The sequence below is a fragment of the Robertkochia solimangrovi genome (assembly GCF_007279655.1).
In the GTDB taxonomy this organism is placed as follows: domain Bacteria; phylum Bacteroidota; class Bacteroidia; order Flavobacteriales; family Flavobacteriaceae; genus Robertkochia; species Robertkochia solimangrovi.
The window spans coordinates 72,514-87,934 of record NZ_QKWN01000011.1; the positions used below are offsets into that span (position 1 = coordinate 72,514).

Genomic DNA, 15,421 nt, shown 5'->3' on the forward strand with positions numbered 1-15,421 from the left:
ATGCAGTAAACTGTTTTCTGTTTTCTGTTACAGAGTTACTGATTACAAGGTTACTGGTAACTTCGTCACATCGTAACATCGTAACATAAATTCCTGTGAAATACCATGAATGAAAGTGAAGAAAATAATATAATCGGACGCTGATGATTTCGTATCTTTAAAGAACAATTCCTGAACTTTCACAGGAAGTTTTGATACAATGAATTAAGTAAATGCCAGACGAATCTTCACATAAGGCATTCTTTATTACCAAATCCTCCGGGGACAAGGTTGACTTTTCATTTGAGAAACTACGTTCCTCCCTGATACACTCAGGTGCCCATCAATCAGTGATCGACCATATCATCAATACGGTCTATAATGAATTATATGCAGGAATAACGACCGGGGAAATCTATGAAAGGGCCTTCGCTATGCTCAAAGAGCAAGGTGGTTCTTACGCTTCAAAATACAAACTGAAACGAGCGATCTACGAATTAGGTCCAACCGGTTTTCCTTTTGAGAAATTTATACGATCTATTTTAACGTATTCCGGTTATTCCTGTGAAACCAATATTACCATAGAAGGCAGTTGTGTAAATCATGAGATCGATGTTGTTGCGAGAAAGAATGGGATGATCGACCTTATCGAGTGTAAATTTCATGCAGAGCAAGGTAAAAATTGCGATGTGAAGATACCGATGTATATCAATTCAAGACACCGAGATGTAAGATCCAATTGGGAACACAATCGGGATGCCACTTTACAGCATTTCTGGTTGGTTACGAACACCAGATTCACGGGAGATGCCCTGCAATTCGGTAAATGTGTCGGCTTATATCTGCTAAGCTGGGACTATCCCCCAGGGGATAGTTTAAAAGAACGCATCGACCGACTTAGACTTTATCCAATTACCGTAAGTACCACCATGACATCCCGCGAGAAGAAGGCCTTACTGGATGAAGGAATCGTACTCTGTCGTGAACTTATGGAGGACACATCGGTACTTCAAAAGGTCGGGATCTCCAAAAAAAGAAAAGTTAAAATTATCGAAGAAATAAAAAATTTATGCCACAAATAAGCGTACAATTTCTAGGGGCCGCCGAAACCGTTACCGGATCCAAATTTCTTTTGGAATCCGAAGACTTTCATTTCCTGGTTGATTGCGGACTCTTTCAGGGTGAAAAGTATCTCAGAGAACTGAATTGGGAAGGACCTAATATCAACATTAAGGAATTAGACTTTATAGTGCTGACCCATGGTCATTTGGACCATGTGGGTTATCTCCCTCGGTTAGTTCGTGATGGCTTTTCAGGAAAGATTTATGGAACCGCACCAACCCTTGATATCACACGGATCATTTTACTGGATAGTGCTAAAATACAGGAAGAAGAAGCTGAAAAGGCCAATGAGGAGAAATATTCTAAACATCACCCCGCAGTACCCCTGTACAGCGTTGAGGATGCAGAAAACACCTTCCATCTCTTCGAGGAGATTGAACTTGAAAAATGGACTAGTCCTGTGCCTTCGGTAACTTTTCAATATCGTTACAATGGACATATTCTTGGGGCCACCTTTATAGAAATGGACATTCATGGCAAGCGCTTTGTATTTTCAGGTGATATCGGTAGGTTTGAAGATATTTTACTTTCCGCCCCTGAGAAGCCTGCGTCAGCCGATTATCTTTTTCTTGAATCTACTTACGGTGATCGACTTCACCCTGATGAAGATGTGGAACAAAGACTTAGTGATATAATAACGGATGTGATTCAACAAAGAGGGGTTTTGATCATACCGAGCTTTGCCGTTGAAAGAGCTCAAGGCTTGTTATTACTGTTATTCCGTATGTATAAAAAGAATAAAATCCCGAATATCCCAGTAATTATCGATAGTCCCATGGGTGAAAAGGTTTTGGATGTATTTAACCGGTATCCCCAATGGCATAAGATCTCATCAGAAGAATTACAGGCGATGATCCACCATGTACGAATTGTATCCTCTTATCGGGAGACCTGGGAAATAATAGATATGACCCAACCCAGGATCGTGGTTGCCGGAAGTGGAATGATCACCGGAGGAAGGGTATTATCCTATCTGGATCAAATGATCGACCGGGAAAACACCACTGTTTTACTCGTTGGCTTTCAGGCTGAAAAAACCAGGGGTCGGGATCTTCAGGAAGGAATCAGGGAGATCAAATTTTTCGGCAAATATCATCCTGTAAAGGCTAAGATCGAATCCTTCTCCTTACTTTCCGCCCACGCGGACCAGGCAGAACTTCTCGAATGGCTCTCTGCAATGAAAAACCGACCTGAAAAGGTATTTCTGATCCATGGTGAAAATTCCGCACTGGAAGCCTTAAAAGTCAAATTAAAGGATGAGAAAAACTGGAACGCAGTGATCCCTAAATTGAATGATCATATAGTCCTGAATCTATAAGTTCAGGCAAGAGTTATGGATTATGAATTATGAATTATGAATTATGAATTATGGATTATGGATTATGAATTGAGAGTTCATTCAAACGGGAAACAGTTTACTGCGTTACTGCTTCACAGCTTAACTGCTTCACAAGGTAACATGTAACAGTGTAACTAAATCGAATTGAGAATTGAGGATTTAGGATTATGGATTAATTAATTTGAGTCTGTTTAAAAAAGTGTTTCATAAGTAATAATTAAATAATTAACCCATGATAACGATGTCTGCCAAGAAGACTTTCACGACAGGTCACTTTAGCATTTACGAGAGCTAAAAGTCCTAAATAGCGACGACACTCGACGCCGCCGAATGCGGGAACCTGCCTACAGTAGACAGGATCGTCACTTCGCAAGCAGACGAAAAGTTATTAGCATCCCCCAATCCTACTCGCCTGGAATATACTCCTCTCCAAGTTTCAGCTTATCTCCCGAATCATCTACCCGAAATAGTCTGGGAATTCGGATGTATTCTCCTTGTGCTCCTACCTTGTGACTATGCAAAGACATCAATAAAATTCCATCAAAGGTTTTAAAAAGCATACTATGACCGAAATTTGGAGGTGTGATCGGTTCAGAATCCTGAATCCAGGGACCATCGAGCGTACCGCTTTCAGAATAAGCTACTCCCTGAACATAATCACTAAAGATCCAACTGGTCCACAACATTCCCAACCTTCCGGTTTGAGTGCGGAATAACCATGGGCCGTCGGTTACCTTATTGGGTATGATATCCCCATTTTCGTCCTTTTCTCTGCTCCAGGGAGATTCACTTGCTTTGAATAATAATTCACCCTCTCCGACAGAACCACTCAAATCAGACTTTAATTCGATCTTTTCAATGGTTCCATCCCAATTTTGCAGCCATTCGTAGCAATAGACCATATAAGGTTTACCATCGGTATCAACCCATAGTGTACCATCGAGTGTGGGTTTATCAGCCGGAAGATAGGTAGGGTCTGCCATAGGCACATAGGGACCATCAGGTTTATCACTGACAAGAACATGACTTGCTCTTCTTTCTATTACATTTCCTTTAACCGTATCGATCTTGACATCGCGATTGGTAAACGTAGCGAAATAATAATATTTATCATGATACTTATGCAATTCTGCTGCCCAGATCATCGGTTTTTCACCCATCCAGGAATCGGGATCCGTTTTGGTTACGATATAGGGACCTTTCCATGTAACAAGATCCTTGCTCTTCCACAGGAGTCCACCCGAACCTGTCATATAATACATTTCTGATTTTGCATCGGGAAGAATACACGGATCACTCAATCTGATCTCATCGAGTTTCAGATCACTTCTGAAACCCGGAGCCTTTTTCTGTGAATGACCTATGTTTACGATTAAAAATACACATACAATCAGGATAGTACGGATTGCCGAAGATAATTTCATAGTAGCTTTTTTAAATTATCAAATCCAGAGCAAATCCGGATTTCTTCAGCATCTAAAGTTCGGAATTTTCTGATGAATTAACCACCTCAAAAAAAAGTTTATTGGATTTTTATCTTCTGTTTCTATCTATAAGACTTTTTCGGATTTATTTTCTTTCCTTTGAATCTTCTTTTAAAACATCAGTCAATACTACACCAAACACTGATTTAATGACCATTAATAAGAATGACCCTTATGCTGCTCTGAGATACAGAGAGTTTAATATTTTTCTCCTCATGCGTTTTGCGTTTGTATTTGCCAGAACCATGCAATTCATCGTTATCGAATGGGAAGTATATAATCTGACCAAAGACCCCTTGTCTTTGGGAATAATCGGCTTGATGGAAGTTATCCCGGTAATTCTCATGGCCCTATTCGCGGGGCATATTGTCGATCAGAAGGAAAAACGAGGTATCCTGGTGAAATGTATATTGGGCTTTTCAGTGGTAAGTGCGGGTTTATTTTTACTCACCTGGCCTGTGGTGGTCTCCGGAGTTCCTAAACATCAAATACTATATGGGATATATGCTTTGGTCTTTATTGGCGGGATTGTTCGTACCTTCTACGGCCCGGCATCTTTTTCGATGTTTTCACTGATCGTACCCAAAAAAATCTATCCCAATGCAGCCACCTGGAACAGTTCAATCTTTCAGCTTAGTGCCGTATTAGGTCCGGCTTTAGGAGGGTTCTGTATACACTGGATCGGGGTACATTCATCCATGTTACTGATCTTCGGCTTTTCCCTTATAGCATTGGTTTCCTTATTACAAATCCCCAGGAAACCTATTATGAATCCAAAAATCGGTGAACCGATCTTTCAAAGTTTAAAAGAAGGTTTACAATTCGTAATGAACAACAAGATCATATTAGGGGCTATTTCTCTGGATATGATCGCTGTTCTTTTTGGAGGTGCGGTTGCTTTATTACCGGTCTTTGCTCAGGACATATTAAAGGTAGGTTCTCAAGGATTTGGTATCCTCAGAGCAGCCCCGGCAGTCGGTGCCATTATGATCATGTTTACATCCGCATATTTCCCGTTAAATAAGAACGCCGGATTGAAATTGCTTGGGGCGATATTCGGATTTGGACTATCGATCGTTATTTTTGGATTATCCACATCCTTCTGGATCTCTGTGATCGCATTATTCCTCAGCGGTGCTACGGATGGAATTTCTATGATCCTTAGACAGACCATACTTCAGTTATATACACCGGATCATATGCGGGGACGCGTATCATCCGTGAATTCCATATTCGTCAGTTCCTCTAATGAGTTAGGAGCCTTTGAAAGTGGACTCACTGCCCGATTGATGGGTACGGTTACCGCGGTGGTGTTCGGTGGAAGTATGACCATATTAACCGTAGTAACCACAGGGATTGTTTTACCAAATTTCCGGAAACTGGACTTGAGAAAAACCGTTGAGGAGCATGAGAACTCCTAAGCGAAGTGATTTTTATTTCAAAATAATGAATTCACACCTGCGGTTGATGGAATGCTCCACTTCTGTACAATTGTCTTTACAATCCACCAGTGGCTGAGATTCGCCAAATCCTCTGGCGCGTAATCTGGATCCGGAAATACCTTTAGATGCCAGGTAATCCAAGGCTGATTGTGCTCTTTTTTGGGAGAGATCAAGATTATAGGCAGCAGAAGCTCTTGAATCGGTATGTGCTCCCAGCTGTATATCCATATCCGGATACTTTTTCAACAAGGCTACCAGAATATCCAATGTTTTTGCCGCCTGGGGTTTAATGGCCCATTTATCAAGATCGAAATATATATTTTCCAACTCGATATATCTCTTACCATCCCGGGTCACAACGATATCCTCGGCATCATCATATGAAATGATCTCCAGTTCGATATTGTATTCCAGCGTTCCCAGATCATTTGTCTTAAATTCCTCTACTGTCGTTGCATAGAAATTAAGCTGACCCTTGATCCTGTAAGTTCGGTTGGGTCGGGTGGTAAATCGATATTTGGCATCTGCTCCCACAGTGACCTCCCCTACTGCATTATCCGCTTCATCATATAGGGTCACCAACGTATTCGGCAACAGGTTCTTTGTGATCTTATCCCTTACACTACCTTCTACCGTATATTCTATGTCGCTTTCAGTACGATCGATGGCATAGAGATTATCTGCGCCATCTCTGTTGGAAGATATATATCCTTTATCATTGGCATCATTCAGTGCATAAGCAAAATCATCCAGGCCGGAATTCATCGGTTCGCCGAGATTTAACGGCACCGTCCATCCTGCTGCAAGATATCGCGTCATAAATATATCAAGTCCTCCAAAGCCCTGATGCCCGTCTGAGGCAAAATACAAGGTGTTATCGTCGGAAACAAAAGGGAATTGTTCTCTGTGTTTCGTATTGATCACCGGTCCGAGATTGACCGGATTCCCATAACCACTTTCCGTAATATCCACATAGTAAAGGTCCATAGAGCCTTCCCCTCCTGGCATATCACTGGAAAAGTATAGTTTATCGTTTTCTTTGTTGAGTGCCGGATGTACGGCCGAATAATAATCGTTATTAAAAGGCAATTCCGTAATATTCGTCCATACAGAATCTAAAAGTTCTGCCTTATAAATCTTGACATTCGCAACTTTCTCGTCTCCAATCTTCACCCTTTTCTCATTGGTCCTTGAAAAGTACATGGTCTTACCATCGGCGGTAAAGGTCGGATTACTTTCGTGAGTTTCGGTATTGATATTTTCAGAGAACGGTTCCACATTTTCCAATTCACCGTCTTCAGATACTGTTGCCTGAAAAAGATCGAGGTAGGGTCTGTCATTCCATTCATACATTTTGCCATCACTATTTCTCAGTGATGCAAACACCACCTTATCTCCATAAAAAGCGATACCAAAATCACCGGTTGAAGTACTACTGGTCATTCGTTTCAATTCATAGGAATACGGCACTACCTTGGTAAGATTCTCCTCGAATTGCTTCGTATTATATTCCTTATCAGCATAGATACTCATGATCCTGTCTGCCTCCTCATAATTTCCGGTGCCTTTCAGGGCCTGGGCATACCTGAAAAAAACCTCCAGTGGTACTGATTCCTTATATTTTTCAAATAACTGGTTATAGGCCTCCACCGCGGGTTCCATCTCAGAATTATAATAATAAGAATCCCCCAGATTTTGTAGTACTTCCTGACTGTCACCAAGTTTTGCGTACATCTGAGCAGCCTCCACATAAGCTTTCTTTTTAAAAAGTCTGTTGGCTTTACTAAGGCTCTGCCCGTATAATGCGGGAATCGCAAATAATGTTAATAACAGCAGGTAAAATTTTTTCATCTCTATTCAATTTAGAAGAAGCGCGGCGATTTATCATTTCCTAATCCAAAAATGTTTAGATCCCAAAGCAGCATGATCTCATGGGTTCCTGAATTGAATCTTCCCAAATTCGAAACCGTATAATCATAAGCATATCCGACACGAAGTCCCGGTGTTACTTTGAAATTGACCAATCCGGTCATGGAATCCCCGAAACGATATCCCAGACCTACTTCAACCTTATCTTCGATCATAACATTAGCATTCAGATCGACCGATAATGGAGCACCTCCAACCGCTCTGGTCATGAAGGTTGGCTTGAATTTCACCGAATCACTTAACGGAAATACATACCCCCCGGTTAAGAAGAAGTGAATCTCTTCTCGTCCTAAAGCCATCACTCCTTCATCAGATTCAAGGTGTTTCGATCGTAACAACTGTGGCGCTGATAAGCCCACATAGTAGCGATCACTGAAGAAGAAAGCTCCGAAACCAAAATTAGGAAAAGTTTTACTAACATTTGAAGCATACGCCGGATCCGGCAAAGGGTCAGAGTATACAAAACCATCGAAATCTGTATTATAAAAAGTAGCACCAACCTTGACTCCAAAAGATAATCTGCTCCATCGGTTCAAAGAGATCACATAAGCCGCATCTGCATATACATTGGTCTCCTTAACCACATCGCCGATCTGATCATGGACGATAGAAAGACCACCTTCCACATTATAGGTCAAGGGAGAATGAACAAAGACCGACATGGTCGTTGGCCCGCCTTCAGCGCCAACCCATTGATTGCGGTACATCGCTCCGAAATTTATAAAATCAGGATCATCGGTGGCATATCCCGGATTGATCAGACTCATGTTATACATGTACATCGTAAAACTCGGATCCTGCTGAGCATAGGAGTTAAGCCCTGTGATCAGCGCGATAATCAGTAAACTATATCGAAATGAGAAGTTTTTCATCTAAAATACTATACTTATCTGTTGAGATAGACCCGACCTTGTAAAGGCTCCCTGCTTCCATCGTTAAAATTCAATATAAAAAAGTACACACCTACAGGCAAGGTATTGCTTCCTATCGTTGCTCCTTTTTGCGCGTTTCCATCCCAATCCGGTGTACCTTGATTTCCTTCATAGAGTACATTTCCGTATCGGTTGAATATTTCTAGTGTAAAGCTCGGATAAAGCTCTCTCAGATTGTTAATTTTAAAGGTGTCATTGATTCCATCCCCATTGGGTGAAAATCCGTCAGGAATCAGAAGATCCGATTCGCAAACCTCAAATTCCACCGTTACCGCAAGTCGGGTAACACTTTCACATCCGGAAGCATTCACTCCTGTGGCATAATAGGTCTGGCCGTCAACCAAAAGATCCGATGGATCATAGGGAGTGCCTCCGGTCTCATTATCATACCATACATAAGATTCTACGCCGGTAAGATTACCGCCGAGATCAGCTATGGTAGGTGCGTCACTTCCACAGAAGGTCGCACCACTTTCAACGAGTTGTGGTTCTGGACTTGATTCTATTGTAAAACTACCAGAAGGAACTACAGAAACATCAGCATCACACCCGGACACTGCCCGTGATAACTGATCGATAACGATCGTGGTACTACCCTCATTCGATAGATCCGATGATTCGATTGTAAACTCTCCGGAACCATTTGCAAAAGTCACAGTCGTTGTCGTTTCTGAATTATTTGCTCCGAGCAACGTATAGGTTATCTGATAATCCCCGGAGGTTAATTGATCAGCGCCGGAGATCATCGCAACTGTACTTTCGCCAAGACAAATATCACCGACGGTAATGACAGCCCCGGTAATCACCGGATTAGCCTCAATAGTAACGGTAATCTGAGAAGAATCGGTAAGTCCGCATTGTGCAGACCCTGTTACGGTATAGGTATAAGTACCATCTGTATCTAAATTCGGGTCGAATATTCCATTCCCACCAGATAATGCGGGATTCCAGACCCCTCCGGCGTCGGGCGATCCTCCTATGTACTCAAAGAGATCAACAGGGCCATTATCAGCACATACAATGATATTAGCATTGGTTCCCGCATTCGGATCAGGGATAAGCGTTACAGTAACACTAGCACTGACTTCTCCGCAAGCGTCACCACTGGTCAGGGTATAGGAATATACCCCCCCTTCATCCACAGCAGGATCAAAGATACTTCCCCCTCCGGACAATTGTGGCGACCAGGTACCTCCGGTTTCCGGAGATCCTCCCAGTAAACCAAACAAGTCTACCGGATCATCGACTGTACAAAGTGTCACTGCTCCATCAGTTCCGGGATCGGGTGCAGTATTGATCGTTACGGTCACCGTTGCAGTATCATCGCTACACGGTAATTGCCCGGAAACGGTATATGTATATATACCCGCTGCATCCACAGCAGGATCAAATATTCCCGAACCGCTGCTTAAAGTGGGCGTCCATACTCCTCCGGCATCAGGTTCTCCTCCCAAACGGGAAAACAGATCCTGTGGAGGCGCAATATCACATAAGGCAAGCGTACCGTTCTCTCCTGCATTGACCAGCGGTACGATCGAAACGGATACCGTGGTACTACTGGCAGGACACTCAGTATCGGGCTTATCGACGGTATAAGTAAATGTATATGGACTATCCGCTACGGTCATTCCCGAAGGATCAATGGTACCAACACTACCGTTAGTTATAGATAAAGGGCCTTCCCAAACCCCAATGGATTCAGGATTACCTTGCAGAATATCAAAAAGATTTATGGTTCCTGTAGTTTCCAGCTCAGAGATACAAATATCGAGGGATCCGCTGTTTCCTGAATTATTAACCGGCTGAAGATCCACGACAACTTTAAGACGTTCCACACTTTCACAAGGCGGTTCAATCTTACTGGCATAATAATCTTCTCCATCGATCAGTGGTGTGGACGGATCAAGTGGAACCACAGAATAACTTGTAGCATACCAGTTGTTATTTCCGGTAGCATCGAGATCACCTACTACAGGTGGTGAGTCTGGGTCATTACAAAAATTCTGGAACTCCTCACCCTCAGGAGCTGCAACCACACTGATATTTACGAAAACCGCTAAACGCGATGTACGACAACCTGTATCAGGATTTGCCTGATCGGCATAATAGATCATACTACTTTCAATTACCGTTGTCAATGGTAATGGAGACCCTCCTGTTGCGCTGGTGTACCATTTGACATCATTCCCTTCAGCTTCCAGTGCTGCAAGTGTGATATCGGTATTTTCGCCGGAACATACTCCCTGAAAATTGAGTCCGACTGGTGGACCGTAGATCACGACATCCACTCTTTCCCGACTCTCGCAACTACCGGTATTGTCATCGGCATAATAATCCTCTCCATTGACGAGTTCAATGTTAGAACCTAATGGAGTGGTACTGGTAGCGGTTGCATACCAGACTATGCCACCACCATTATCAGTTGCGATCAGGTCTCCTACAAGACTGGATTCAACATCACAAAAGGACTGTGTGGATTGAGTAACCGTAGGACATTGAGCTGCTATCTGAAAACTACTTAGAAGCATTGCAAATGCACAAAATATTTTGCAATAAATATTGATCAGGGGTGAATTTTTCCTCATATACAACCGGGGTTACGCTACAAAATCGGGTATGTTATACTATTAATCTTTTTTCGTTTTTGCGAATTCTTACTCCAGAATTTTCAATCCTGATCTGGAATCAAATTGAAGTAGGTTAATACCATTGTTCAGGTAGGGGCCGGTATTTCCTTTTTCATATCTGTAATTCACGCCATTGAACTCGGTAAATCCTGTTGATAGAGAACCGTTGAACCCTTCTTGCTGAGCGATCCTTAGCAGTGTGTCGAAAGTGAGCACATATCCAAAATAAGCATCGTTTGAAGGAGTACCCCCAAAACGCTTTTTATATATTTTCCCGAATGATTCCGGGATCGTATTCAATCCTGATAGTTCCGGTGACGGATAAATCATATTCAAAACCTGAAAACGCTTATGAGATACATCTCTATCTGCAGGTATCAAATGTTCATCCAAAACTGCCAATTGCATATTAAACCCACCCATTTCGCGAAGCAATAAATTGGTGGTATTCAAAAACACCCGGTTTCTCGGACTATCGATCAAGATAAAATTCTTCTTATCTTTTCTCAATTTCGACACCAATGCTTCATCATCAAAAATACCCTGTTCATTGGTCTTAACAAGAATCGCTTCCGGCATGTATTTGGCGAGAAAAGCCTCGCTCTCTAACCGAACCGGATCATGAATTACAACGATATTCGGATCACCGGAGCTCTTGATATAACCAATAAGCTTTTCACGTTGTGCATTGATGGAAGGAACACCCTCATAGATATTGTTAATACCCGTGAAATCAGGATTGTTTGACGCAGTAATCACAGGAATTCCCGCTGCAACCACAACCTCAGCTGCTGCCTTGGTCGGATAATCAAAATAAGGTGATATAATCGCCTGTGAATTGTCCCAATTATATTTTTCCAGCATTGCCTTAACGGTTGCTGCATCGGTCTGTGCAGCTATGGTTGCGATCGATGGTTGTACGTCAACGCCTTTTAATTTAACCGCTTCCATCGCCAGACTTGCTCCCTGATAGAACTGATAATTTCTTTTTATATCTTCAGATTCGGCTGATTCCACATCCTTAGAGGAGAATTGCGATTCTGAAAAAGGCAAAAGAAAAACGAGTCTGGCTTTGCTTCCGGACACAACAGAATTTACCATATTACCGGAAACCGATTTCTGAGGACCCGTTTTTACCGGCGGCACAACCGGATCTTTCTCAACGATACTGACCGGTGTAGTATCGGGTTTCACATTTGGTTTAGTTGTGGTCACGGAAGTTGGCTTTTCAAATTTCGGCACCTCGGTAGATCTGGGATTAACCAGTCGGTCTCCTGCCATAAGAACCGGAACAATATTTGGGTTAGCCCGTTCAAGTTCACCGATACTCACCCCATATTTACGGGCAAGACTGAATTTGGTGTCTCCGGGTTGAATAATGTAAACACCCGGCTCTTCAGATACGGGAATAAGACGGATCATCTCTCCTGATTTTAATCCATCTGAGATCCCCGGATTCATAGCATCCAGATCTTTTATAGTTATATTAAATCTTTGCGAAATTGCAGATTTGGTATCTCCGGGTTGAACGATATAGGTTGTTGGATTAACCGTTCCGGATTTAACGATGAGGGATTCACCAACATAGATTATCTCTTCCGGCCTTGGGTTCAATGCCAGCAATGCTTCTACGGTAAGATCGTAGGCTCTGGATATACTATACAACGTCTCCCCTGCCTTCACTACATGCTTTCCGGTGTTTTGCCCGTTCATGAAATGAAAGCAAAGACAAATGAACGTTACATAGATAACATATTTATTTGATTTTACTCCCATACCCGTACCCAGTATACTATGCCTAAAGTTTGTAATTAAATATAACACAAAAAAATAGCTTGAAAATGGTATCCTTCTTAAGATGTCAATATTTTATCAACAACAAAACAAGTCAATTCAGACATCAGAACAGCACAGTTTACCAACAGGTTGAAGTTCCATTCCCAATCAATGGGCGAAGATGCACTAATATAGATGTATGGACTAAAATAATCGATGAACGCATCAATATATAGGGTTGTAATGTCATTTCATCGAAAATAATAAAAAATATACTATAAATTACCTCATAATAATTCCTTAAAAATCACGAATTTACTGACATTATCGTGAAGTTACAATCACGATTTCTGACCAATGTTTTTCAGATCATTATTTCCTTTTTAATTTCAATATTACGCTGTTGCCATTCAACCGAATAGCCTTCTCCTCATCGTTTATTTATGGAAAATTATTGCAAAATTAGTAGCTTAGATGGGTTAAGTTTGCAAAAATAATACATATTAAATTTCTGTGGTTATGGTTCTTTCTGTTGAAAACGCTTATTTGGAAACTAAAGAAATCCTTCAGGGAAGGAATGCTTTACGAGATGATTTTCAGCCCTTAGCAGATTGGATTCAAGCCAATTACGAAGTTACACCAATAAATATATATTTTGAGGTTAAAGGAGAAAACCGTATCCCTACTCTAGAAATATGGTTTGAAAGGGATCGTGATCTCGAACCCTTCCAAAACAAGTTCCACACATTCTTCAAAAGCAAACATGTCGATGCCATTAAGGAACAGTTTAAAGCATTAACACCGCATAATCAAGGGAGCGCAGATACCGACCTCCACGCTGGGTTAAACGGAAAATCCTTTCCCCAATTTGATTTAAATGAGTTGCAAGTGGAATTTACGGCTTTTAAACCGATCGCCAGAATCTCCATAAATGAACAAATAACTTCTGATGAGATCGAATCCCTTCAAAAAGAGATCGATAATCCTGTGATCTGGAAAATTTCCCGGGGGCCCTCTGGCACTACCTTTTTTCTATATACCGACGATCAGGTACGGAGATTCATGTTTACCAAATCACATATGAAGTGGACCGATATGTATTTTGAATTACTGAAGAAATATGATGAGTTCAACTATTTCGAAAGAGATAATTTCGTGATCTATCTGGATAGCAAAGAAAATTTCGAAAACAACTTTCACGGAAACTGGTTCTTCTATTATAAATAAATCGTATTGGTGACACTATACTGGTGACAGTAACTGAGTCTGTGAAACAGTTCACTTCCGCATTTAAGGCTAAAGTGCCTAAATAGGGATGACACTCGACGTCGCCGCAGTTGTCCCGAGAATCGGGAGCAGGATCGTCACTTTCAGTGCGTCATCTGACAAGCAGATTTCAAGCAGTCTCCAATTTAACATAAACACTTGATTATCTTAAACTTACATTTATTTTATTTATCTTAGGCCTACTGACTAACATTCGTCAGCGACTACCCTAAAATTTTGATAAATGAGATCCAAACACCTCGGAACTTTAACAATCGTTTTCTGGATAACCATCCTTAGCTTTCCAATATCAATCAATGCCCAGCAAGTAACCGACTCACTTCAGAATGACAAAAAACAAAAGAAGATCGATCTCACTGTAATGCCTTTTATCAATTATAACCGTGATCTGAAATTCATGTTCGGGGTGATCCCGATGGCGATGTATCGTCCGATGAAGAATGACACCATCTCTCCCAAATCTCTATCCGGCATCTCGGCCGTATACACGACAAATGGTTCCTATTTTATCGCTTTATTCAACAAACTATACCTTTCTGAAGACACCTGGAGAATCAATTTTTTTGCCGTAACAGGCGATCATAATTCTCAATTCTTCATGGATGACCTGGATGCCCCCGGATTTTATGATTATGGAACCAAAACAAGCATCATAAGTATTGGAGCACAACGTAAAATTATGGAGCATCTTTATGGCGGACTCACCTACACCTTCTCCTATTTTGATACAGATTATGAGGATGAAGTGCAACCATCCTCCATTACACGTACACACGGTATAGAATTAAGTGCGCTTTGGGATACCCGCTCAGATGTCTACTATCCTTACAATGGAAGAAAAGTCAGACTTCGCTGGATCACTTATCCGGAATGGTTCGGAAATGAGAGCAATGCAAATCGCGTAGTGACAATCCTGAATCAGTATTATGGGGTAAGGAAAGATACCGATGTGATCGCAGCCCGTTTCTTCGGAAGTTTTGGACTCGGTGATATTCCATTCGAACAGCAAGTAACTCTGGGAGGTAAAGACATCCGTGGTTATTCGGAAGGTAAATACAGAGGTGATGGTCAGATCGCTATCCAGGGTGAATATCGCTATAACTTCAGTCAGAAAATGGGATTGGTTGGTTTCGCCGGACTTTCAACCATCTACGGATCTGACACAGAGGACTTCAATTGGGACCTCTACCCCGGTATTGGCGTAGGTTATCGCTACCGGGCTTTTAAAGCTGTCAAGTTCAATATAGGCCTGGATGCTGCAGTTGGAAAAGGTGACTGGGGACTATACTTCAGAATCGGAGAAGCATTTTAAGAAACTACTTTAAATTAATTATGGATAAAGGATTATGGATTTGGATTAAGGATTATGGATAATAATTAACTCTAAACCTCAATTCTCAATTCTCAATTCTTAATTCATAATTCTCAATTCTTAATTCTTAATTCTTAATTCATAATCCATATTTCATAAAAAAGTAACGGTTCTTCATGATCATAGAATACT

Annotated in this window: 10 protein-coding genes; 5 read left to right on the forward strand and 5 right to left on the reverse strand. The window is 41.5% G+C overall.

The features are described from left to right. The first annotated feature begins 212 nt into the window (after positions 1 to 212). The gene (locus DMZ48_RS15155) at positions 213 to 1,061 is read left to right on the forward strand and encodes an ATPase (RefSeq protein ID WP_143956010.1); all 849 of its coding nucleotides are present in this window, start codon (positions 213 to 215) and stop codon (positions 1,059 to 1,061) included. Beyond that, complete coding sequence (locus DMZ48_RS15160; RefSeq protein WP_143956011.1) at positions 1,049 to 2,419, forward strand: MBL fold metallo-hydrolase RNA specificity domain-containing protein; 1,371 nt, start codon at positions 1,049 to 1,051, stop codon at positions 2,417 to 2,419. The genes DMZ48_RS15155 and DMZ48_RS15160 overlap by 13 nt, the downstream gene beginning before the upstream one ends. A gap of 425 nt (positions 2,420 to 2,844) precedes the next feature. On the opposite strand, the gene DMZ48_RS15165 is transcribed toward DMZ48_RS15160, so the two are convergent. Next, on the reverse strand, positions 2,845 to 3,864 hold the full coding sequence (locus tag DMZ48_RS15165) for a glycoside hydrolase family 43 protein (RefSeq protein ID WP_143956012.1): 1,020 nt from the start codon (positions 3,862 to 3,864) through the stop codon (positions 2,845 to 2,847). 209 nt (positions 3,865 to 4,073) lie between these two features. Here DMZ48_RS15165 and DMZ48_RS15170 point away from each other — a divergent pair, with 209 nt between their 5' ends. Continuing rightward, positions 4,074 to 5,345, forward strand: coding sequence for an MFS transporter (locus DMZ48_RS15170; protein ID WP_143956013.1), 1,272 nt, complete (start codon positions 4,074 to 4,076; stop codon positions 5,343 to 5,345). Between the two features lie 12 nt (positions 5,346 to 5,357). Here the strand turns inward: DMZ48_RS15170 and DMZ48_RS15175 are convergent, their stop codons facing one another. The 4 genes from DMZ48_RS15175 to DMZ48_RS15190 all read right to left on the reverse strand — a co-directional run bounded on the left by DMZ48_RS15175 (position 5,358) and on the right by DMZ48_RS15190 (position 12,630). Next, positions 5,358 to 7,217, reverse strand: a complete 1,860-nt coding sequence (locus DMZ48_RS15175; protein WP_143956014.1) for an OmpA family protein — start codon at positions 7,215 to 7,217, stop codon at positions 5,358 to 5,360. An 11-nt stretch (positions 7,218 to 7,228) separates the two neighbouring features. Then, positions 7,229 to 8,167 (reverse strand): PorP/SprF family type IX secretion system membrane protein, encoded by a 939-nt coding sequence (locus tag DMZ48_RS15180; RefSeq protein WP_143956015.1) that lies wholly within the window; start codon positions 8,165 to 8,167, stop codon positions 7,229 to 7,231. Between the two features lie 14 nt (positions 8,168 to 8,181). Next, complete coding sequence (locus tag DMZ48_RS15185) at positions 8,182 to 10,812, reverse strand: T9SS type B sorting domain-containing protein (protein WP_143956016.1); 2,631 nt, start codon at positions 10,810 to 10,812, stop codon at positions 8,182 to 8,184. A gap of 69 nt (positions 10,813 to 10,881) precedes the next feature. Continuing rightward, positions 10,882 to 12,630 (reverse strand): LysM peptidoglycan-binding domain-containing protein, encoded by a 1,749-nt coding sequence (locus tag DMZ48_RS15190; protein ID WP_143956017.1) that lies wholly within the window; start codon positions 12,628 to 12,630, stop codon positions 10,882 to 10,884. Between the two features lie 546 nt (positions 12,631 to 13,176). Here DMZ48_RS15190 and DMZ48_RS15195 point away from each other — a divergent pair. Continuing rightward, positions 13,177 to 13,857 (forward strand): hypothetical protein, encoded by a 681-nt coding sequence (locus tag DMZ48_RS15195; RefSeq protein ID WP_143956018.1) that lies wholly within the window; start codon positions 13,177 to 13,179, stop codon positions 13,855 to 13,857. Positions 13,858 to 14,140: 283 nt separating this feature from the next. Beyond that, positions 14,141 to 15,229, forward strand: coding sequence for a BamA/TamA family outer membrane protein (locus DMZ48_RS15200; RefSeq protein ID WP_143956019.1), 1,089 nt, complete (start codon positions 14,141 to 14,143; stop codon positions 15,227 to 15,229). Positions 15,230 to 15,421 lie beyond the last annotated feature (192 nt).

What these genes read in the sequence shown, in the direction of transcription:
- DMZ48_RS15165 (WP_143956012.1), bottom strand. Translation starts at nt 3,864, where the DNA reads ATGAAATTATCTTCGGCAATCCGTACTATCCTGATTGTATGTGTATTT.
- DMZ48_RS15175 (WP_143956014.1), bottom strand. Translation starts at nt 7,217, where the DNA reads ATGAAAAAATTTTACCTGCTGTTATTAACATTATTTGCGATTCCCGCA.
- DMZ48_RS15190 (WP_143956017.1), bottom strand. Translation starts at nt 12,630, where the DNA reads ATGGGAGTAAAATCAAATAAATATGTTATCTATGTAACGTTCATTTGT.
- DMZ48_RS15185 (WP_143956016.1), bottom strand. Translation starts at nt 10,812, where the DNA reads ATGAGGAAAAATTCACCCCTGATCAATATTTATTGCAAAATATTTTGT.
- DMZ48_RS15155 (WP_143956010.1), top strand. Translation starts at nt 213, where the DNA reads ATGCCAGACGAATCTTCACATAAGGCATTCTTTATTACCAAATCCTCC.
- DMZ48_RS15180 (WP_143956015.1), bottom strand. Translation starts at nt 8,167, where the DNA reads ATGAAAAACTTCTCATTTCGATATAGTTTACTGATTATCGCGCTGATC.
- DMZ48_RS15200 (WP_143956019.1), top strand. Translation starts at nt 14,141, where the DNA reads ATGAGATCCAAACACCTCGGAACTTTAACAATCGTTTTCTGGATAACC.
- DMZ48_RS15170 (WP_143956013.1), top strand. Translation starts at nt 4,074, where the DNA reads ATGACCATTAATAAGAATGACCCTTATGCTGCTCTGAGATACAGAGAG.
- DMZ48_RS15160 (WP_143956011.1), top strand. Translation starts at nt 1,049, where the DNA reads ATGCCACAAATAAGCGTACAATTTCTAGGGGCCGCCGAAACCGTTACC.